The organism is Streptomyces sp. NPDC024698 (assembly GCF_055559015.1).
Map to the genome: position 1 here is coordinate 117,515 of NZ_JBVHLK010000006.1, position 19,440 is coordinate 136,954.

Consider the following 19,440-nt stretch of genomic DNA (forward strand, 5'->3'; position numbering starts at 1 on the left):
GCAGGGCCGCCGGAAGGGACATCCACCGATTTCGGTGCCAGAGCGTCATATGCCGCTGGGGGAGGGCGTACTGGAGCAGGGGCTCCCGGCCGGACCGCTCTGTCCGGGTGCCCGCGCGAGCACGTCGAATGATCATGGCCCGCTCACCCGCGTACCCTCGGAACCGTGCCGCCATCTCCCCTGCGCCGCGTCGCCGTTCTCGTGCTCGAAGGCGCCAAACCCCTCGATGTCGGCATCGCCGCACAGGTGTTCACCACCCGGGCGAGCATGCCGTACGAGGTCAGGGTGTGCGGCGCGGAACCCGGCCTGGTCACCGGCGGCGACGGACTGTCGTACCACGTCGCCCACGGCCTCGAACAACTCGCCCGGGCCGAACTCGTCTTCGTCCCCGGCTACCGGTCCCCGGACCGTGAGGACCCGCCGCCCGCCGTCGTCGACGAACTGATCGCGGCCCATGAGCGGGGCGCCCGGCTCGCGGCCATCTCCACGGGCGCGTTCGCGCTCGCCGCCACGGGACTGCTCGACGGCAAGCGCGCCACCACGCACTGGCACTACACCCGGGCGCTCGCGGCGAAGCACCCGCTCGTCGACGTCGACGAGAACGTCCTGTTCGTCGACGAGGGCAGTGTGCTGACCTCGGCCGGAGCCGCCTCCGGCATCGACCTGTGCCTCCACATCCTGCGCGGCGACCTCGGCGTGGCCGCGTCCAACCACGCGGCCCGCCGCCTGGTCGCGGCCCCCTACCGCAGCGGCGGCCAGGCGCAGTACGTGCCGCGCAGCGTGCCCGAACCACTGGGCGAGCGGTTCGCCGCCACCCGCGAGTGGGCCCTGCACCGGCTCGGCGAACCCCTCTCCCTGGAAGCACTCGCCCAGCACGCGGCCGTCTCGCCGCGCACCTTCTCCCGGCGCTTCGCGGAGGACACCGGGTACACGCCGATGCAGTGGGTCATGCGGGCCCGTATCGACATGGCCCGCGAGCTCCTGGAGCGCTCGCAGTGGAGCGTCGAGCAGATCGCCGCGGGCGTGGGCCTCGGCACCGGCGCCAACCTGCGGCTGCACTTCCACCGCATCCTCGGCACCTCCCCGAGCGAGTACCGGCGCACCTTCACCCAGGGCGAATAGAGGGCCCCACACGGCCCGAGAGCGACTGGCGCGATCCTTGCGGACCATGGCGATCTCGCCGCTGTCACCGCCCGGCACCGCGCGCGAGTCTGGGAGGGAGCCGAAGGGACACCACTCATGACACGTATCGCCATCAATGGATTTGGCCGCATCGGACGCAACGTCCTGCGCGCCCTGCTGGAACGCGACACGGACCTCGAGGTCGTCGCGGTGAACGACTTGACCGAGCCCGCCGCCCTCGCCCGGCTGCTCGCCTACGACTCGACCTCCGGCCGGCTCGGCCGCCCTGTGACCGTCGACGGGGACACCCTGGTCGTGGACGGCAGGCGCATCAAGGTGCTCGCCGAACGTGAACCGGGGCAGCTGCCCTGGGCCGAGCTCGCCGTGGACGTCGTGCTGGAGGCCACCGGTCGCTTCACCTCGGCCAAGGCGGCCGGAGCGCACCTCGACGCGGGTGCGCGCAAGGTGCTCGTCAGTGCCCCGGCGGACGGCGCCGACGTGACGCTGGCCTTCGGTGTCAACAACGACGCCTACGACCCGGCCCTGCACACGATCGTCTCGAACGCGTCGTGCACGACCAACGCGCTCGCCCCGCTGGCCGCGGTGCTGGACGAGCTCGCCGGCATCGAGCACGGCTTCATGACGACGGTCCACGCCTACACCCAGGAACAGAACCTCCAGGACGGCCCGCACCGCGACGCCCGCCGGGCCCGTGCCGCCGCCGTCAACATCGTGCCGACCACGACCGGCGCCGCCAAGGCCATCGGCCTGGTGCTGCCGAACCTCGATGGCAAGCTGTCGGGCGACTCGATCCGGGTGCCGGTCCCGGTGGGCTCGATCGTCGAGCTCAACACCACCGTCGCCCGCGACGTGACCCGCGACGAGGTCCTCGCGGCCTACCGCGCCGCGGCCGAGGGCCCGCTCGCGGGCGTCCTCGAATACTCGGAGGACGCGCTCGTCTCCTCCGACATCACGGGAAACCCGGCCTCGTCGATCTTCGACTCGGCCCTCACCCGGGTCGACGGCCGCCACATCAAGGTCGTCGCCTGGTACGACAACGAGTGGGGCTTCTCCAACCGCGTCATCGACACCCTCCAGCTCCTGACCGCCGGCTGAGGCTTGAGCTCTGCGTCCTTGGCTCTGAGTCCTGGGCCCTGAGGTCCGCGTGGACGGCGGTGCGGCAGGATGGACTCATGAGCGTAGTCAAGATCAATGTCCTGACCGTGCCCGCCGAACAGCGGGAGACCCTCGAGAAGCGCTTCGCCTCGCGTGCCGGTGCCGTGGAGAGTTCGGACGGCTTCGAGTGGTTCGAGCTTCTCCGCCCCGTCGAGGGGACCGACGACTATCTGGTGTACACGCGCTGGCGTGACGAGGAGTCGTTCCAGGCGTGGATGGAGGGCCCGATGAAGTCGGCCCACCAGGGGGGCGGCGATCGTCCGAAGCCCGCTGCCAGTGGATCCTCGGTCTGGTCGTTCGAGGTCGTGCAGCAGGCGGCGCCGAAGAAGGCGTGACACCCGCCGGGAACAACACCCGCCCCGCACCCTGCGTTTGGTGCGGGGCGGGTTGCGTCGGGTTCCGTCAGGGGACGCCGACCTCGAACAGGACGTATCCGGCGTAGGAGCCGGAGGCGAGGGCCGCGACGGTCAGGACCGTGCACAGGACCGGGGTGCTGAGCCGGCGCATGGCGGTGGCGAAGGGGATCAGCAGGGGGAAGGCCGGCAGCAGGTAGCGGGACACGTTGCCGAAGATCTGTTGGCTGCCCAGGACGAGCGCGATGGTCAGCAGGGTGCTGACGGTCAGCACCGGTGGCGGGCGCAGCCGGAACAGCAGGGGCAGGCTGATCAGGGCCAGCAGGACGGTGCCGGCGGCGATGAGGTCTTCGTGGGGGAAGGCGAAGAGATAGTCGTAGTGGCCGACCATGAGGGACGTGAACACGTCGACGGTGTGCCGGCCCCCGTCGAACGAGTGGGCCCATGCCTTGTCCTGGAGCGTGAAGTACCCGCCGTAGTCGCCCATGCGGTGGCCGACCCAGCCGAGGTAGCCCGCCAGACCGACAGGGGCGATCAGCACGGCCGCGACGGGGCGCAGGACCGCGTCCAGGTCGCCTGCCGGTCGCGGGGCGGGGGAGCCCCTGTGGCCGCGCGCCGTGCGCCACTGCCGGACCAGGTCCAGGAACGCCGCCAGGGTGAGGGCCGCGATCAGCGCGGTGGCCGTGGGCCGGGTCAGGCCGGCGGCGCAGGTCAGCAGCCCCGCGGTGAGCCAGTTCCGGCGCATGACGGCGTAACAGGTCCAGGCGGCGAGAGCGACGTAGAGGGACTCCGAGTAGCCCGACCACTCGACACCGGACCCCGGCCACACGGCCCACAGCCCGGCGGCTGCCAGCCCGGCGCGCCGGCCGCTGATCAGGGCGGTCACGGCGCGGATGCCCAGCGCGGCGACGAACGAGGCGACGACGGAGACCACGAGGCCCGCGCCGAGCAGCCCGAGCCCGGTGCAGGAGGAGACCAGACGCATCAGGGCGGGGTACAGCGGGAAGAACGCGGCGGAGTTGCCCTCCAGGGTGATCAGGCCGGTGGCACCGCGCACCGGTACGAGGGCGGGGTGGTAGCCGTGCGCGGCGATCTGCTGGTACCACCAGCCGTCCCAGGTGGCCAGGACGTCCCAGACGTGGGCACCCCCTCCGAAGCGGGGGTTCTTCCGGCGGAAGTCACCGGAGGAGTCCAGCAGGCAGATGAAGACGCAGAAGCCGGTGAGCTTCATCGTCCCGTAGAGGGCGAGGACGGGACCGTGCCGCCCCGCCGCCCCGCGCAGCCGTCGGCGCCAAGTACGGTCGCCGTCCGGCACGGTGCTTTCGGGCAGGGTGGCCGTGGGCCAACGGACGCTGTTCCGGGGCCTGTTGTCCTGGCGGGCCGAAGCGACCGCGAGACCGGGCTCGTTCATCGTTCCCCGCCTCCCGTGTCGCCGGTCCGGGTCCCGGTGGTGAACACCCAGGTGCGCAGGAGCAGGAAGCGCAGCACGGTGGCCGCCAGACCGGCGGCGACGAGGACCATGATCTCGGTGGCGCGTCCGGGCGAGCGCGTCCAGTGGTGCAGCGCGGTCAGCGCGCCGCTGGTGAGCGCGAGGCCGAGGCCGAACACGGCCAGCCCCTTGGTCTGGTGACGCAGCGCGCCGCCCCGGCCGCGCAGCCCGAACGTGAGCCGACGGTTGGTGGCCGTGTTGGCGAGCGCGCACACGAGCAGCGCCCAGGCGTTGGCGGCCTGAGGCCCCGTCAGCGGGCGCAACTGCGCGTACAGGAGGACGTATCCGATCGTGCTGAGCGCGCCCACGGCGCCGAACCGCAGCAGTTGAGCCGTCAGGGAGGCCTGCGGCGCGCTCCCGGTGGCGTGTCCGAGCCGTGCCGTGGGCAGTGTGCCGCGGGCCAGCGCGCGGCCGATCCTCGCGATGCCCCGCAGATCGGCGACGGCGGTGGAGACCAGGTCGACCCGGCTGTCGGGGTCGTCCACCCAGTCGACCGGCACTTCGTGGATCCGCAGCCCGGCGCGTTCGGCGATCACCAGCAGTTCGGTGTCGAAGAACCAGCCCGAGTCCTCCACCAGGGGCAGCAGTTGCTCGGCCACATCGCGCCGGACGGCCTTGAAGCCGCACTGCGCGTCGGAGAAGCCGACCGCGAGGGTGGACCTCAACAGGGCGTTGTAGCAACGGGAGATGATCTCGCGCCGGGGTCCGCGGGTCACCCGGGAGCCACGGGCCAGCCGGGTGCCGATGGCGATGTCGGAGTGCCCGGAGATGAGCGGGGCGACGAGCGGCAGGAGTGCGTTCAGCTCCGTGGACAGGTCGACGTCCAGATACGCGAGCACCGGCGCCTTGGACTCCGACCACGCGGTGCGCAGTGCCCGGCCGCGGCCCTTCTCCTCGAGGCGTATCCATCGCGCCTCGGGCAGGTCGGCGGCCAGCCGGGCGGCGATGCGCGGGGTGGCGTCGGTGCTGGCGTTGTCGGCGACGGTGATGCGGAACGGGTACGGGAACGTCTCGCGCAGATGGGCGTGCAGCCGACGCACGCTCGGCTCCAGGTCCGTCTCCTCGTTGAACACGGGGACGACCACGTCCAGGACGGGTTCCGTGTGGTCCGCGGGCAGGGGAAGCCGAGCGGGCAGACGGTCCACGGGCACGTGGCGTGCGGGGAGTCCTTCCGGGCGCGGGGGCTCGCCGGGTGTGCGTTCCGGCGGGGGCTGCCTGTCGTGTCCCTCGAAGTCCTCCAGGTCCGCGAGACTCCCGAAGTCCGTGGGGGCGGACGGAAATGATTTCATCATGGTGTGTCCTGTTCTGTTCCCTGTCGCGGGGCAGGCCGAAGACGCTCACGGCCGAACCGCGCCGACTGGGTGGGGATGTGCGTGTCGTACGGACAGGGGTGGTGCCCGGTGGTGCTCGTGCCGGGCGCCGGGCCTATCCGGTGTTGGCCGCGGCCGACGAGGAGGATTCGGGTCCTGACGGCGGCGGCGAGGTCGTCGGGGTCCCGCTCGGCGTCGCGGGGCCTGTGGCGGGCGCGCTGGTCGTCGCCGTCCCGGGGCCCCCGGGGCCGGTGGGGGAGATGCTCGAACTCCCCGTCGCGCTGGGCGTGTCGGGCGGCCCGGAGGTCCCTGCGGTGCTCCCGGCCGTGGAGGTGGCCGACTCGGTAGGGCTCCCGCCCGAGGACGGGGTCGGGGACAGGGTGGCGTCCGGGGAGGTGGGGCTGACCGCGGGCCGGGGCACGGGACCCAGGGGGCGGTCGCGGTCCGGGGCGTGCGGCATCAGGAACAGCGCGACGCTGATCCCGGCCGCGGCCAGGACGCAGCTCGCGGCCTTCTGGGCCGAGCGGATCCTGCGGCGCGTGCGCACACCGGCCCGGAGGCTGTTCTGCCGCGCCGGCTCGAAGGGGGTGTGTTCCTGGGAGTCGCGCATCATCCGCGCCAGCTCCCGCTCGAAGTGGTCCATTCTTCCCTTCACCCCACCGGCTCGATGACATCCGCCAGGATCTGGCGCAGCCGCGCCACACCGCGTGACGCGTGGGAACGGGCGGTGCCCAGCGGGCAGCCCAGGACCTCCGCGACCTGTCGTTCGGGCAGGTCCTGGTAGTAGCGCAGCACTACGGCCGCCCGCTGCCTGGGCGGCAGTTGGGCGAGGGCCGCCTCCAGGCGCGAACGTTCCACGACGGCCGCGGACTCGTCGCCGGTGTGCGCGAGATCCGGCAGTGCCTCCACGGGCCGTTCGCCCCACCATCGCCGCCGCGCGGAGCGGGCCGCGGCGCGGGCCATGACCTTCCGTACGTACGCCTCGGGCGCCTCGTCGGCCACCTTCGGCCAGACGAACCACAGTTTGACCAAGGCCTCCTGGAGCAGATCCTCGGCGCGGTGCCGGTCGCCGGCGCAGAGCAGGCGGGCGAGGTGGAACAACGCCGACCAGCGGGCCGCGACGAACACGTCGAAGCCGCCGGTCCCCTCGGCTCTTGTCTGTCCCATCCGCACCGTCCCCGCACTTGCCGGCTCGTACACCTGGGGAAAGACGTCGGGGGGCGCCTCACTATGCACTTGTGTCACGTGATCTGGGTCACGCGGGCGGGGCGTGGCGATCGCCCCTCGTCGCGGCAGGACCTCGAAGCCCGCCGTGCGTGGGCCGCCCCGCCGATCGCTACCCGCTCGTCCCCAGCAATGAGGCCGCCGGCTGATCCGGTCGGCACCTCTCCAGATACTCCTGGAGGTCTCGGTGGAGGAACATGTAGCCCCCGCCCACCCGGCGCAGCAGCACCCGGTCCTCGGCGGCCCCCAGCAGTCGTGACAGGTCTGCGGGGAACAGACCGGAGGCCTCCGCGCCGAAGTAGGCGGCCCTGTGGCGCAGCCATGCTCGTCCGGGGCCGGCGGTCACCATGAAGGCCATGGTCGTGGGCAACGCGGCCAGAAGTGCCACCCACGGGCCGTCCAGCAGCATGGTGACGATGGTCGCGAGGAGCACCAGAACGATGAGCGCGAGCAGCAGCCCGTTGAGCCGCTGACGGGATGCCGCCAGGGCGCCGCCCCGGACTGTCGGCGGCTTCTCGTGATCAGGTGCGCTTCCTCCGGCCAGAACGCCGCCGCAGCCGAGGACCGCCGCCACGGCGAGAGCGGCACCGGCCGACGCGCCGGCGAGGAACAGCCCCCCGGACACGAGAGCGCCGAAGATGGCCCACGTGACCAGTCCGCGGAGGGCCGAGGCGCCTGACCAGGTCCAACTGGTCGCCGCGTAGATGTTGTACGTGTCGTGGCCGACGACAGGTCTGGCGAATCTCTCGACGACCGACGAGCGAAACACGAACAGGACCCCGAAGGTCAGCGCTACCCCGCAACCCAGCAGCAGAGAGCCGCCCAGGGCGGCGGTGACCGCGCCTCGGGTTCCGCGGACCAACGCCCCGAGTGGCGCGGCCGACAGGGCACCGGCCACCGCCGCCAGCCTCCCGCCGACCAGCCCGGTGCTGGTGTGGTCCCAGCCGACCTTGCGGGCGATCCAGCCGAGCGGCCCGCGGCGCTTGGAGACGGACCAGGAGGAACGGCGGTCGGGAAGCCAGGCCGGCGTCATCAGATCGGGGTAGAAGATGGTCTGTCCCTGCCGTGACATGAGGCGGGCCAGCCACACCAGGTGGTGGTAGATGTCCGCGGGTTTCAATGTCGCGGTGACCGTCGCGCCGTCCGCGGAACTCCTGAGGGCGCGGACCCGGTAGAGCATCTGGTGGACGTAGAGCCCGAACAGTGTCTGGCGGTAGTCACCCGTCGGGAGGTGCGTCCCCGGTTCGAGACGGGCGAACGCCAGGACGGCGATGTCGAGCATGAGCGGTGTGGTCAGGAGTTCGCGCACGGCGGGGACCTCCGCCACCGCCTGGCGCAGCGCGGCGAGTCCCGGTCCTCCGTTCGCCAGGGTGCGGGCTATCTGCTCGCCGTCCAAGGGCAGGACGCGTACGGCGCGAGATACCGACAAGCGCTGTCGCAGCTCGTCGAATTCCTGGGTGCGGCTGGTGAGCACGAGACCGGCGTCCCGGTATGCCGGATCGGTGCAGAATTCCTCGATGACTTCGAGGCAGCGGTCCCTCAGGGTCTCGTCGACCTCGTCGAGACCGTCGAGCAGCAGCATGACCGAACCGGAGGCCAGCCAGGCCAATGTGTGGGCCGTGTCGACGAGGTAGCGCTGACGTGTCTCCGCCGCGATCCAACCGGCCAGTCCGTCGGGGCCGTCCACCCAGGTGGACATCAACAGCACGAGTGGGGCGGGTATTCGGAGGTCTTGGCGCGCGGCGTTCACCTGGTCCGCCGCGAGTTCCAGCAGATGAGTGGTCTTTCCCGCCCCGGGGCTGCCGAGCACCAGCAGGCGAGCACCGACCTCGCCCCCGGTGACCTCTCGCAGACGCGTGCCTGCGGGCAGTTCCGCGCCGTCGACCAACGCCAGGGCCGTCGCTGCCCCGAAGGGGTCCTTGACCACCCCGAGTTGCTCTCCGAGGCCGACCTCCAGCCGCACCGCTGACGCCAGTGATTCCTCAAGAGCGTCGCGCACCCAGAGGCGCTCCGTCGTGTCGAGCAGGCCACGGCGCGCCGCAGCTTCTCTGTCCGCGTGCATCATGGCCGGTTCCTCGCCTTCGTCGGTGTGCCGTCTCCAGACGACAGCTGCCGTCCCTGACACGAGTACCGCACCGCACACGATCAAAAAGGCGGTCCGGTCGGAACCTTTCATGAAGAGCATGGCCAGGAGACAGACCGTCAGAACCAGGCTGACGAAGAAGAGGAAGGGGACGACCGTGTCCCGGCGGCCTCTTGGAGCCGTTGCGAACGAGAAGAGTCTGTACTCGGTGTGCCGAACCGAGGAGCCAGGACCGAGCGCATTGTGGTGCGCGTGACTCCCCGCGACCGCGTTGTGGTCACCGTCCGCGCGCGTGGAGTCTCTGTCGGCCTCGGCCTCGGCCTCGGCATCGTCCCGGTCCGGGTCCAGCAGACCTGTCATCGGGTCTCACTTCTGCCTCGGAACCGGCTCGGCGCCGCCGCCCCGAGCGATGACCGGCAGCCTACGGTGCCGGTGGCCCGCGTGGTCGGAAAACGCCTGAGCTTGCCTACGGGCCGTGATCCTTTACGACTTTCCCGGCGTATCGGGTCTCCGGGTCAGCACACTGATGAACGGCCGTGTGGAGCAGGACGGAAGGGGAGGTCGAGTGGCGGACGAGAGGTGGGGCATGGCCCGCGACATCGGTGTCGGCGCGGTGGCCTTCCTGGCGGGACTCGGCGCCGCCTGGGCCGTGTGCGGGTGGGTCGGTCACCCCGTGGGGGACGGAAACCGCTGGGCTCTTTGCATCGGATTCGCCACCGTGCTGGCGACCGCTGCCGGTACGGCGGCGCATCGCCGGATCGCAGGAAGCGGGAGGACGGCCCGCACGACGGTGACGGGCCATCACAACCGCGTGGCCGGAGCGGGAGCGCACGGGAACGACTTCGGCGATCGCCTGCCTCCGACGGAGCCCGTGCCGGCACCGCCCGCCCCGCCGGTCCCCTCGGCGGGGCCGACGGGTGAAACGGCGTCCGACGGCGATGTGCGGGTGGAAGGAGAGCGCAACCGGGTGGCAGGACCGAACGCGTCGCACAACCGCTTCGGCGACGGAGCACCGATGCCGGGCGAGGAGAGCGGTCGCCCGGCCCCGGGTTCCGGCCCGGGGCAGACGTGAGGTCCCCCGCCTGGCCGCGTTCGGGGCCGGACCGCAGGAATCGGGTGGTCGCGCGGAGTTGCCTATGAGTGCGGGCCCCGGTCCGCCCGATCGAGTATCCGGCTCTCGGCGGCGCCGGTTCGGCCGGTGGCCCCCCTTCGGGCCCGGGACGCGCCCCTGCGGCGTTCCTTCTTCAGTTCCCTGAGATAGGTCCGCGCGTCCACCTGGATGGTGTGACGGGTCGAGGTGACGTAGCGGCGGGCCAGACTCGCGCGGTACGCGCTCGTCTCGCGGCGCATCCGCTCCGGCTCAGGGAGTCCGCACCGGCCCTCCAGGAGGTCGGCCACCCAGTGCGACTGCGCCTCCGCGAGCGGCATGATCGCGCCGAGGGGCTGGACCAGTCCGATGAAGTAGAGGCCGGGGCGGTCCGGGGCGACCACCCGGTGGTAGAGGTCGATGGCGTTGTCGGACGGATCGATCAGCTTTTCGTCGAGGAACGGGAACGCGATGTCGTAGCCCGTGCAGTGGACGATGGCGTCGAACTCCTCCGTGCTGCCGTCCTCGAAGGTCACCCGGTCGCCCCCCAGCCGTACGGGAGCGGGCTTCACGGTCAGGTCGCCGTGGCCGAGGCGCGAGAGCAGGTCGTCGGAGATGGTGGGGTGGGCCCCCAGTACGCGATGCCGGGGTGTCGGCAGTCCGTAGTCGCTCAGCCGGCCCCGGCTGAGCCGCAGCAGGAGCCGAAGTCCCTGCTCCTGCACGGGCAGTGGAGCCCGGGCCAGCCAGGAGCCGGTGAGATGGTCGGTGGGGACGCCGAAGAGGTACTTGGGCAGGATGTGCGCGCCGCGCCGCATCGCGAGGACGGTGCGCCGGGACACCCGCGAGGTCTCCACCGCGATGTCACAGGCCGAGTTGCCGATGCCGAGGACGAGAACGCGCTTGTCCGCGAAGGGTTCCGGTGTCCGGTAGTCGTGGGAGTGCGTCTGGGTGCCGGTGAACGTCTCGGTCCCCGGCAGCGACGGCCGGGGCCAACGGGGCTTCCAGTGATGGCCGTTGGCGACCAGGACGGCATCGTAGAGGCGTTCCGCGGTCTCGCCCGAGTCCAGTCGGCGGGTCGTGACGTTCCACTGTCCGCCGGGGGCGGGTTCGGCTCGCACCACCTCGGTGCGGAAGGCGATCGACGGCCGCAGCCCGAAGTGGTCCACGAAGCTGTCGAAGTACCGGGCGATGTGGACATGGCTGGGGTAGACCGGACAGTCCCGCGGCATCGGGAAGCTCGCGTACTCCATGATCTGGCGTGAGGTGTTGATGTGCAGCGAGAGGTAGGCGGACGACATCCCGTTGTCGTTCAGATAGCGCCAGTTGCCGCCGACCTCGGAACCGCTCTCGTAGCAGTCGTACGCGATCCCGCGCGCCGCCAGCACCTGGCAGGCGGCGATCCCGGACGAGCCCGCCCCGATGACACACACCCTTTCCATGCCCGCCCCTTCCCCTGGACCCGTCCGTGACCACCTGGTCACATGACCGGGTGGTCACAGGCTGAGGCGCGAGACCCGTCGTGTCAATGACCTTGACCGGAGCGGCAGTTCGGGTATCGGGTGCGGCAACGGGCTTGTCCGTGCGCGTGTTTGCCGTCGGCTCCGATTTCCTGTCGCATGCGTTGACAGCGCCTGTTCACGCCGCCGACGATGACCGGGCGGTCACATGACCGCCCGGTCATACGCGGGAGCACGCATGCCCACTTCCACCTGGACCCGTCTGTCCCCGGTGCGGCGCGAACGGGTCCTGGTCGCCGCCATGGACGAGTTCGGCACCCACGGCTACTCCACCGGAAGCCTCAACGTCATCGCCCGCGAGGCCGGCGTGGCCAAGGGCTCGCTGTTCCAGTACTTCGAGGGAAAGCTCGACCTGTTCGCCTACGTGGCCGAGCAGACCTCGCTGCGCATCTACGCCGCCATGCGCCCCTGGCTCGACGGATACGACGGCTCAACGGAGTTCTCCCGCCATCTGACCGGCGCCCTGGAGGCGTGGTTCGACTACTTCGCCGGACATCCGCTGGAACGCGGGGTCACCGCGGCCACCAACATGGAGCTCGACCCGGCCGTCCGCGGCGCCGTGCGCGTCCCGGTGCAGGACATCTACCTCGCCGGCCTGCGCCCCCTGGTCGAGCGGGCCGTCGAGACCGGCGACCTGTGCGACGGAGCCGACACCGACGCCCTGCTGTCCCTGCTGCTCGTCCTGCTGCCGCACCTCGCGCTCGCGGCCCACGCACCCGGCTTCGAGGGCCCGGTGCGCCTCGCGGGCGAACCCCCGGAAGTCCGCCGGGCGAACATCGCGCGCCTGATCGGCCCGGTCCTCGCCGACTTCGTACCGAAGGGGCCCTGATGGCGACGCCCGACTACGACGTGCTCGTCATCGGCTCCGGATTCGGCGGCAGTGTCACCGCCCTGCGCCTCACCGAGAAGGGCTATCGCGTCGGGGTCCTGGAGGCCGGCCGCCGCTTCGCCGACGCCGACTTCCCCCGGACCTCCTGGCAGGTGCGCGACTACCTCTTCGCCCCGCGCCTCGGCTGCACGGGCATCCTGCGCATGACCCTGCTCGGGGACGTCCTCGTCCTCACCGGCGCGGGCGTCGGCGGCGGCTCACTCGGCTACGCCAACACCCTCTACGAGCCGCCCGACGCCTTCTACGAGGGCTCGCTCTGGGCCGGCATCACCGACTGGCGCGGCGAACTCGCGCCCTACTACGCCCGGGCCCGCCGCATGCTCGGCGTCACCGCGAACCCCCTGTTCACCGACGCCGACCGGCTCCTGCGGGACACCGCGAGCGACCTCGGCCGCGCGGACACGTTCAAGGCCGTACCGGTCGGAGTGCACTTCGGGCCGCCCGGCACCGCGGCGGGCGCCCGCGTCGCGGACCCCTACTTCGGCGGCGCGGGACCGGACCGCGACGCCTGTCTGCACTGCGGCGCCTGTATGACGGGCTGCCGGCACAACGCCAAGAACACCCTGCCCAAGAACTACCTGGGCCTGGCCGAACGCGCCGGGGCCCAGGTGCTGGCCCTGCGCACGGTCACCGACGTCACCCCGGACGGCGAGGGATGGGCCGTCACCTCGGTACGCACCGGCGCGGGACCGGCGCGCCGCCGACGCACCCTGACCGCCCGGCACGTCGTGTTCGCGGCGGGTGCCCTTGGCACCCAGAACCTGCTGCACCGCCTGCGCGAACGCGGCTCCCTGCCGCGGGTGTCGTCCCGCCTGGGCCGGCTGACCCGCACCAACTCCGAGGCGATCCTCGGTGTCCGGTCCCGGGACGCGTCCGCCGACTTCAGCCGCGGAGTCGCCATCACCTCCTCCGTGCACCTCGACGAGAACACCCATGTCGAGGCCGTCCGGTACGGCCGCGGCAGCAATCTGCTCGGACTGCTCGGCGCGATGCTCGTCGACCCCGTGCCGGGCCGCTCCCGGCTGCTCACCGGACTGGCCGCGATGGCACGCAACCTGCGGGACCTGCCGAGCCTGCACAACCCGCGCCGCTGGTCCCAGCAGACCGTGGTCCTGCTGGTCATGCAGTCCCTCGACAACTCCGTGACGACGTACCTCCGCCGCACGTTCACCGGGCGCGGGCGGCTGACCAGCCGCTCGGGCGAGGGCACCCCGAACCCGACCTGGATACCCGCGGGGCACCGGGCGGCCCGCAGAGCGGCCGAACGCAGCGGCGGCCAGGCTTGCGGCACCTGGGCCGATCTGTTCGACATCCCCACCACCGGACATCTGATCGGGGGCTGCACCGTCGGCGAGACCCCGGAGACCGGTGTGGTCGACCCCTACCACCGGCTGCACGGACATCCGGGCCTGCATGTCGTCGACGGCTCCACGATCTCGGCGAATCTCGGGGTGAACCCCTCGCTCACCATCACCGCCCTGGCCGAGCGGGCCGTCGCCCTGTGGCCCAACCACGGCGACGAGGACCCCCGGCCCGCACCCGGCCGGCCCTACCTCCGTGTGCCGCCCGTACCGCCGCGCCACCCGGCCGTGCCGTCGGGCGCACCGGCCGCCCTGCGGCCGGATCCCCCCACAGGAAAGGACACCCCGTGACGAGCTACCCCGAGGAACCCTGGCGGTTGGGCGGTCAGATGTATCTGTCGCTGTGGCTGGTGCCGGTCCGCGAACTGCCCCGGGTGGCGGAGGGCACCCGGCCGGTCACCGTCGCCGGGCGCGGCGCGGTCGGCGCGGCCTGGGTCGTCTACGAGAACGACAGCGTCCTGCACTACAACGAACTGCTCCGGGCCGTCCTCGTACGGGACGGCCACCGCCCGCGGGTCTGCATCACCGACATCTGGGTGGACAGCGCCGCCTCGATGGCGGGCGGCCGGGAACTGTGGGGCATCCCGAAGGAGTTGGCGGACTTCGACATCGACAGGACCGCAGGTCTACGGGCCGGGGCCGCGACGGAGAAGGAGGTGCTGGCCACCGCGGCCTTCGAACCGGGCCGCCGGATCCCGGGCCGCTGGCCCCTCGCCTACCGCGTCGCACAGAACCTCGACGGCGCTCTCAAGACCAGTTCCGTGCGCTCGCGTTCCACCGTACGCACGGCACGGGCCCACTGGATCGCACAGGGGAGCAGCCCGCTGGGGGAGTTGAGCCGCCGCCGGCCTCTGTTCAGCCTCGCCCTGAACGACTTCGCCATCCGGTTCGGGGACGCCGTCGCCGATTCCCCCACGCACCCGGCACGGAGCGTCACGCCCCGCTGATGGAGCGTATCCACGCCGGGTGAACTCGCCGACGATGGATGAGAGTTGGACAAGTGGAGGGGGATCAAACCCTGTTCCGGCGGCCTACCGGCCGGTATACAGACCAGGTCGGGTCTGCCGGGACAGGAGCCGTCCGGTCCGCCGCGGCGCCGCGATCCCGCGCGCCATGGAACACCGGTACCCGTTCAGCAGGCTGTCAGGGTTTCAGGGGAGGGGCACGATGAACGATCACACGCGTCCGGAAAACGCCGATCCGAAACGGCGGCGCGCCATGGCGTTGGGGGCCGCGCTGAGCAGTTGCGCGCTCGTCGCCGGTGTCGCGGCGGCGACCCCCGCCGAGGCGGGCGAAGGGCACACGGGGCACGGCGTGCACTACGTCGCGCTCGGCGACTCCTACACCTCCGGGCCGCTGATCCCGCAGCAGATCGACGCCAACTGCGCGCGCTCCGACCACAATTACCCCACGATCACCGCGGCCGCCCGCAAGGTCGCCTCGTTCACGGACGTCAGCTGCTCCGGCGCCAAGACCGACGAGATGTGGAAGGCACAGGGGACCAACGGGCCGCAGCTGGACGCGGTCAAGCGCGACACCGATCTGGTGACCCTCCAGATCGGCGGCAACGACGTGGGCTTCGGCCCGATCATCGCCACCTGCGCCGGGCTCAGCTCGAAGGACCTCGCGGGCAACCCCTGTCAGCAGTACTACGGCGCCGCGGGCTACGACCAGCTCACCGTGAACATCCTCCAGACGGCCCCCAAGGTCGCCCGGGTGCTGCGCGAGGTGCACGCCAGGGCGCCGCACGCCCGCGTGGTGGTCGTCGGCTACCCCGACCTCCTGCCCGACGACGGCAGCGGCTGCTACCCGACGGTGCCGTTCGCGGCGAAGGACTTCCCCTATCTGCGGGACACCGGCAAGCGGCTCAACCTCATGCTCCGCGCGGTGGCCTTCCTCAACCGGGCCGAGTACGTGGACACCTACACGCCGACCGTCGGACACGACATGTGCAAGGCCCCCGCCGACCGCTGGATCGAGCCGCTGCGCCCGACCTCGCCCGCCGCTCCGGCCCACCCCAACGCCAAGGGCCAGGAGGCCATGGCGAGCGCCGTGCTGGCCGAGCTGGGCCGGGGAGCGGGCCACCACCGCCGCTGACCGGCCGGTACCTCCGGCGATCGACGGTGTCCCTGTCGGCGAGCGCCCCGCGCGCTCGCCGACAGGTTCCGCGGCCCGGCCGTGTCAGGAAGCCGGTACCTCGTCCACGAACGCGGTGCCGGCGCCGCGGTAGGCGGCCACCTTGGAGGAGACCTGGGCCGGGGTGAGCACCTGGTCCTTGACGTGCAGCACGTAGTCGACCTGTTCGTCGTACGCGCGCGCTCCCGTCGAGGTCTGTCCGGCGAGGTCGATCAGCCACTGGTTGAAGTTGATCGACATCGGCCGCTCGGGCAGGTACTGGGCGTCGTGGGTGCCGAACAACTGCCCGTCGATGTAGTACTTGATGCTGCTGTCGTCGATGGTCAGCACCAGGTCGTGCCAGCCGGCGTAGCTCTGCCGCGACTCGGTGTGCTGGTTGACGGCCTGCCAGGGATCGGGGTTGTACGTCTCCCACGAGGTCGTGTAGAGGATGTTCCCCGGCTCGCCCCAGCCGCCGTTGGGCAGGTACTCGAAGTCGTACTCGGCGTAGTCGTCGGCCATCGGCGCGGTGAGGTCGTTGATGGTGAAGAACGTCTGCACCAGGTGGTCGCCGTCCGGGCCCGCCTTCGGCGCGTCGGCGAACTTCACCCGCGCCGCGTAGGTGCCGTTCTTGAACTTCATGCTCTTGGAGACGACTTCGGTCTGCCGGGTGGACTCGGCGGTGCCCGCGGTCGAGGTCTCCAGGTTCATCACCTTGTTGCCGGACACGGTGGGGAAGGTGACCTTGGACGGGTCCCAGGTCGCGCCGGGGACCCCCGGACCGCCGGAGGTGGAGCGGACGTTCCAGCCGTGCGCGGAGATCGCGGGGTCGCTGTACGACGTGTAGCTGAAGTCGTCGAACAGGGCCTGGCCACCGCCGGGCGGGTCGGTCGGACCGGTGGGGCCGGTCGGGTCCGTCGGGTCGTTGCCCTCGGGCGCCGTGCCCCACACGGTGGTCCCGGCGAGCTGGGCGGTGACCTTGCTCCAGTCCGCGTACGAGGTCTGCGCGCCGCCGAAGGAGTAGTCGTCCGCCTGGTTCACGGGCTGCCAGCTGGACTGGTAGAAGCGCAGCTGCATGTCACCGGTGTCGGCGCCCGGTGCCAGGGTGCCGGCCCCGGAGGTGAAACCGATCTCCAGGTAGGTGTCCGCGGTCCCGGTGGGATGGGCCGGCGCGCCGAAGGTGCCGGTGACGTTCGCGCAGCCCTTGACCGCCCAGGAACAGGCGAAGCGGTACGTGGCGCTCGCGGAGTCCGCCTTGAAGTAGTAGCGGATCTTCACCTGACTCAACTGCACGTTCGCGGAACCGGTGTTGCGTACCTTGAACCAGGGCTCGCTCTGGTCGGCGGTGGCTCCGGGGGCGCTGGTGCGGTACTGGACGGCGAGGCTTCCGGCCGCGGCGGCGGGGGCGGACATCGGCACGGCCACCAGGGCGGTGCCGCCCATGAGGGCCGACAGGGCGAGAGCCACGCGGCGGCGGCCCGAGAGGGGACGGCCCGAGGGGGGACGGTTGCTCATGTGGGTTCCTTTCGATGGGCTCCCGCCGGCCGCGGGAGGTGGGGGTGCTCAGGAACACGTGGAGACTTGCCGTGCTTGACCAGTTGAGCCGGTCGGCTTTACCAGTTGGCGTCGCCTGAAAGTGGCATAGACCAATGCGCTCGTCAACCCCCCTGTAATCAAAGGGACTTGGTGCGACGAGGATGATGTCCGCCTCCCGTCCGGTCGAGCGTGCCGGAACCGATCCCCCCGAGCTGTGGACCAGTTAGGGTCGGAGGGCATACCAGTTGGCCGGGCACCGACGACGAGCGAGGTCGCGTATGGAGATCGATCCCGCCGCCTCCCGCGGGGTACTGAAACGGGAAAGGGTCCGGGACGCGATCCTGGAACTCATCGAGGAACGCCGTCCCGGCGACGCCATCCCCTCCGAACGCACCCTGTGCGCACAACTCGGGGTTTCCCGGCCCACTTTGAGGGCGGCCGTGGACCAACTCGTTCTCGCCGGACTCCTGGTGCGTGAACACGGCCGGGGCATGTTCGTGGCGGCCGAGAAGATCACCCAGGAACTCGTCCCGGACACAAGGACCTTCAGCCTGCCCCGGGCCGCTGGCACCTGGACCAGCAGACTCCTGGAGTTCAGTACGGTGCCCGCCGGCGCCCGGGTGGGACGCAGACTACGCGTCTCTCCCGCGGCGGACATCCGGTACGTGGCACGGCTCCGGCTCGTCGACGGCTCACCGATGGCCATCGAGTACCTGCACGTCCCCGCCCGTCTGGTGCCGGACCTGACCAGTGACGAACTGGAGAACGGCGACCTGTACGAACACCTCGGTGAACGGCACGGGATCCAGGTCTCCGAGGCGGTCCAGTCGATCGAGCCCACGGTCCTCACCCGCGACGAGGCGGGCCTGCTCGATGTGCCGGAGCTGTCCCCCGCGCTGCTCTTCGAGCGTCTGACCTCGGACGCCACGGGCCGCCCGGTGGAGTACGTCCACTCGATCTACCGGGGGGACCGCTACCGCATCGTCTCCCGGCTGGCCCTCGGCCCCCACCCGGAGCGCCCGTCGCCCGGCGGCGGGCACCATCCCGGTATTCCGCCGGGCGACTTCCCGGCGGGCGGACCTGTCACCTTCTCCACGCGGGGCGTGGTGGCCGACGGCTACTTCGGACCCGATGCGGGGCGAGGGGAGAGCGGCCCCGCGACGTGACGGCGGCGGGCGTGCCGCCGCTCACCCGCTCCAGGCCGGCGGACGCTTCTCGGTGAACGCCAGCGCGCCCTCGGTCGGTACGGCCCACGTCGAGCCGGTCGGCGTCAGGGAAGCGGGCCTCGTCCCGGTTGGCGGAACCGATCAGGAGGCTGACGATGTCTCCCTTCCGGATCAGCCGGCCGTGCAGGCTGATCGGTTCGGCGGCGCACCGGAAGGTTGCGTCCCGCACGGGGGAGTCGTGGCGCAGCAGTTCCTCGACCGCTGTGCCGAGGAGCGCCGGCCCCGCCTGCGGCGCGGTCAGCCGGGCGGCCTGGTCCGGGTTCCGGAGCAGTGCCAGCATGCCGTTGCCGATGAGGTTCAGCGGAGCCGCGACGGCCGCGATCACGTCGACGTGGGTGTCGTGTTCGATCCGGTCCAGCAGTCGGTCGGCGGTGTCCGCGATGAAGGGTTCGAGACCGGCGATACGGCGGGGTACGAACGCCGCGTTCACCAGGGCCCGAAGACGGGTGTGGTCCGGGGGGTCGGCGTGGACCAGATGCCGGTTCAGCCCGGCCGGCCCCGGAACGTATCCGGCTACCCGGTCCGGGTCCTTGCTCAGCCGTCCGTCGGTCAGGAGGGCTCGGACGTCCGCGTAGCGGGAGATCTGCCACACGGTGGGCCGACCGGACCTGCGGTCCGCGTGGGCGGGCGCGTGCCGGCGCAGCCAGGCGAAGTACGGATAGGGATCCCGCACCCGTTCGGCCAGGAGGCGAGGGGGCGGGGACGGTACGAAGGGAGCGGACACTCGGGCTCCGGACTCGGTGATCGATTCGGACACCGCGCCGACGTCCGGGCGCTGCCGAAAGAAACGGAAGCCGCCGCCACCGCGCGCCACCGGACAGGCAAGATCGCCCCGACGGCTCGGTCCGGGCCCATGGTCGCGGAGGTCGCGCCTTGGCTCGGGCCGGTGCGGTCCGCCGCGCCGCGGCGTGGCACCTGGGCTAGTGTGATCTGGACAACGTGCTCATTCCGG

At 71.5% G+C, this 19,440-nt stretch carries 17 protein-coding genes; 9 read left to right on the forward strand and 8 right to left on the reverse strand.

Going from position 1 to position 19,440, the window contains the following annotated elements; translation table 11 throughout:
* The first annotated feature begins 165 nt into the window (after positions 1-165).
* From ACZ4AA_RS16110 to ACZ4AA_RS16120, 3 genes are all read left to right on the forward strand, one after another.
* Positions 166-1,122, forward strand: coding sequence for a GlxA family transcriptional regulator (locus ACZ4AA_RS16110; RefSeq protein ID WP_467601572.1), 957 nt, complete (start codon positions 166-168; stop codon positions 1,120-1,122).
* 117 nt (positions 1,123-1,239) lie between these two features.
* Positions 1,240-2,238, forward strand: a complete 999-nt coding sequence (gene gap, locus ACZ4AA_RS16115; RefSeq protein WP_467601574.1) for a type I glyceraldehyde-3-phosphate dehydrogenase — start codon at positions 1,240-1,242, stop codon at positions 2,236-2,238.
* 77 nt (positions 2,239-2,315) lie between these two features.
* A complete protein-coding gene (locus ACZ4AA_RS16120; RefSeq protein ID WP_467601576.1) occupies positions 2,316-2,633 on the forward strand; it encodes an antibiotic biosynthesis monooxygenase family protein in 318 nt (105 codons plus the stop codon).
* 67 nt (positions 2,634-2,700) lie between these two features.
* Here the strand turns inward: ACZ4AA_RS16120 and ACZ4AA_RS16125 are convergent, their stop codons facing one another.
* The 5 genes from ACZ4AA_RS16125 to ACZ4AA_RS16145 all read right to left on the reverse strand — a co-directional run bounded on the left by ACZ4AA_RS16125 (position 2,701) and on the right by ACZ4AA_RS16145 (position 9,117).
* On the reverse strand, positions 2,701-3,882 hold the full coding sequence (locus ACZ4AA_RS16125) for a hypothetical protein (RefSeq protein ID WP_467602461.1): 1,182 nt from the start codon (positions 3,880-3,882) through the stop codon (positions 2,701-2,703).
* Positions 3,883-4,058: 176 nt separating this feature from the next.
* Positions 4,059-5,285: a bifunctional glycosyltransferase family 2/GtrA family protein gene (locus ACZ4AA_RS16130; protein WP_467602463.1), complete on the reverse strand. Its 1,227-nt coding sequence runs from the start codon at positions 5,283-5,285 to the stop codon at positions 4,059-4,061.
* A 280-nt stretch (positions 5,286-5,565) separates the two neighbouring features.
* The gene (locus ACZ4AA_RS16135; RefSeq protein WP_467601578.1) at positions 5,566-6,093 is read right to left on the reverse strand and encodes a hypothetical protein; all 528 of its coding nucleotides are present in this window, start codon (positions 6,091-6,093) and stop codon (positions 5,566-5,568) included.
* Between the two features lie 8 nt (positions 6,094-6,101).
* On the reverse strand, positions 6,102-6,617 hold the full coding sequence (locus ACZ4AA_RS16140; protein ID WP_467601580.1) for a SigE family RNA polymerase sigma factor: 516 nt from the start codon (positions 6,615-6,617) through the stop codon (positions 6,102-6,104).
* A gap of 169 nt (positions 6,618-6,786) precedes the next feature.
* Positions 6,787-9,117, reverse strand: a complete 2,331-nt coding sequence (locus ACZ4AA_RS16145) for an NACHT domain-containing protein (RefSeq protein WP_467601582.1) — start codon at positions 9,115-9,117, stop codon at positions 6,787-6,789.
* Positions 9,118-9,322: 205 nt separating this feature from the next.
* Between ACZ4AA_RS16145 and ACZ4AA_RS16150 the strand changes: the two genes are divergently transcribed.
* A complete protein-coding gene (locus ACZ4AA_RS16150) occupies positions 9,323-9,829 on the forward strand; it encodes a hypothetical protein (RefSeq protein ID WP_467601584.1) in 507 nt (168 codons plus the stop codon).
* Positions 9,830-9,891: 62 nt separating this feature from the next.
* Here ACZ4AA_RS16150 and ACZ4AA_RS16155 read toward each other — a convergent pair whose 3' ends face one another.
* A complete protein-coding gene (locus ACZ4AA_RS16155) occupies positions 9,892-11,283 on the reverse strand; it encodes an NAD(P)-binding domain-containing protein (RefSeq protein ID WP_467601586.1) in 1,392 nt (463 codons plus the stop codon).
* A 256-nt stretch (positions 11,284-11,539) separates the two neighbouring features.
* Here ACZ4AA_RS16155 and ACZ4AA_RS16160 point away from each other — a divergent pair, with 256 nt between their 5' ends.
* The 4 genes from ACZ4AA_RS16160 to ACZ4AA_RS16175 all read left to right on the forward strand — a co-directional run bounded on the left by ACZ4AA_RS16160 (position 11,540) and on the right by ACZ4AA_RS16175 (position 15,708).
* Positions 11,540-12,190, forward strand: coding sequence for a TetR/AcrR family transcriptional regulator (locus ACZ4AA_RS16160; RefSeq protein WP_467601588.1), 651 nt, complete (start codon positions 11,540-11,542; stop codon positions 12,188-12,190).
* Positions 12,190-13,902 (forward strand): FAD-dependent oxidoreductase, encoded by a 1,713-nt coding sequence (locus ACZ4AA_RS16165; protein ID WP_467601590.1) that lies wholly within the window; start codon positions 12,190-12,192, stop codon positions 13,900-13,902. Before ACZ4AA_RS16160 ends, ACZ4AA_RS16165 begins: the two co-directional genes overlap by 1 nt.
* On the forward strand, positions 13,899-14,558 hold the full coding sequence (locus ACZ4AA_RS16170) for an acetoacetate decarboxylase family protein (RefSeq protein ID WP_467601592.1): 660 nt from the start codon (positions 13,899-13,901) through the stop codon (positions 14,556-14,558). Before ACZ4AA_RS16165 ends, ACZ4AA_RS16170 begins: the two co-directional genes overlap by 4 nt.
* A gap of 220 nt (positions 14,559-14,778) precedes the next feature.
* The gene (locus ACZ4AA_RS16175; RefSeq protein ID WP_467601594.1) at positions 14,779-15,708 is read left to right on the forward strand and encodes an SGNH/GDSL hydrolase family protein; all 930 of its coding nucleotides are present in this window, start codon (positions 14,779-14,781) and stop codon (positions 15,706-15,708) included.
* An 84-nt stretch (positions 15,709-15,792) separates the two neighbouring features.
* Here the strand turns inward: ACZ4AA_RS16175 and ACZ4AA_RS16180 are convergent, their stop codons facing one another.
* A complete protein-coding gene (locus ACZ4AA_RS16180) occupies positions 15,793-17,169 on the reverse strand; it encodes a cellulose binding domain-containing protein (protein WP_467602465.1) in 1,377 nt (458 codons plus the stop codon).
* 371 nt (positions 17,170-17,540) lie between these two features.
* Between ACZ4AA_RS16180 and ACZ4AA_RS16185 the strand changes: the two genes are divergently transcribed.
* Positions 17,541-18,428: a GntR family transcriptional regulator gene (locus ACZ4AA_RS16185; protein ID WP_467601596.1), complete on the forward strand. Its 888-nt coding sequence runs from the start codon at positions 17,541-17,543 to the stop codon at positions 18,426-18,428.
* On the opposite strand, the gene ACZ4AA_RS16190 is transcribed toward ACZ4AA_RS16185, so the two are convergent.
* Entirely contained in the window at positions 18,346-19,212 is an 867-nt protein-coding gene (locus ACZ4AA_RS16190; protein ID WP_467601599.1) for a cytochrome P450, read from the reverse strand. The two genes, ACZ4AA_RS16185 and ACZ4AA_RS16190, sit on opposite strands and share 83 nt — an antisense overlap.
* Positions 19,213-19,440 lie beyond the last annotated feature (228 nt).

Excerpts from the sequence above, each read along its gene's own strand:
- ACZ4AA_RS16180 (WP_467602465.1), bottom strand. The coding sequence starts at position 17,169 with ATGGGCGGCACCGCCCTGGTGGCCGTGCCGATGTCCGCCCCCGCCGCC.
- ACZ4AA_RS16120 (WP_467601576.1), top strand. The coding sequence starts at position 2,316 with ATGAGCGTAGTCAAGATCAATGTCCTGACCGTGCCCGCCGAACAGCGG.
- gap (WP_467601574.1), top strand. The coding sequence starts at position 1,240 with ATGACACGTATCGCCATCAATGGATTTGGCCGCATCGGACGCAACGTC.
- ACZ4AA_RS16165 (WP_467601590.1), top strand. The coding sequence starts at position 12,190 with ATGGCGACGCCCGACTACGACGTGCTCGTCATCGGCTCCGGATTCGGC.
- ACZ4AA_RS16155 (WP_467601586.1), bottom strand. The coding sequence starts at position 11,283 with ATGGAAAGGGTGTGTGTCATCGGGGCGGGCTCGTCCGGGATCGCCGCC.
- ACZ4AA_RS16175 (WP_467601594.1), top strand. The coding sequence starts at position 14,779 with ATGAACGATCACACGCGTCCGGAAAACGCCGATCCGAAACGGCGGCGC.
- ACZ4AA_RS16135 (WP_467601578.1), bottom strand. The coding sequence starts at position 6,093 with ATGGACCACTTCGAGCGGGAGCTGGCGCGGATGATGCGCGACTCCCAG.
- ACZ4AA_RS16140 (WP_467601580.1), bottom strand. The coding sequence starts at position 6,617 with ATGGGACAGACAAGAGCCGAGGGGACCGGCGGCTTCGACGTGTTCGTC.
- ACZ4AA_RS16145 (WP_467601582.1), bottom strand. The coding sequence starts at position 9,117 with ATGACAGGTCTGCTGGACCCGGACCGGGACGATGCCGAGGCCGAGGCC.
- ACZ4AA_RS16160 (WP_467601588.1), top strand. The coding sequence starts at position 11,540 with ATGCCCACTTCCACCTGGACCCGTCTGTCCCCGGTGCGGCGCGAACGG.
- ACZ4AA_RS16185 (WP_467601596.1), top strand. The coding sequence starts at position 17,541 with ATGGAGATCGATCCCGCCGCCTCCCGCGGGGTACTGAAACGGGAAAGG.
- ACZ4AA_RS16125 (WP_467602461.1), bottom strand. The coding sequence starts at position 3,882 with ATGAAGCTCACCGGCTTCTGCGTCTTCATCTGCCTGCTGGACTCCTCC.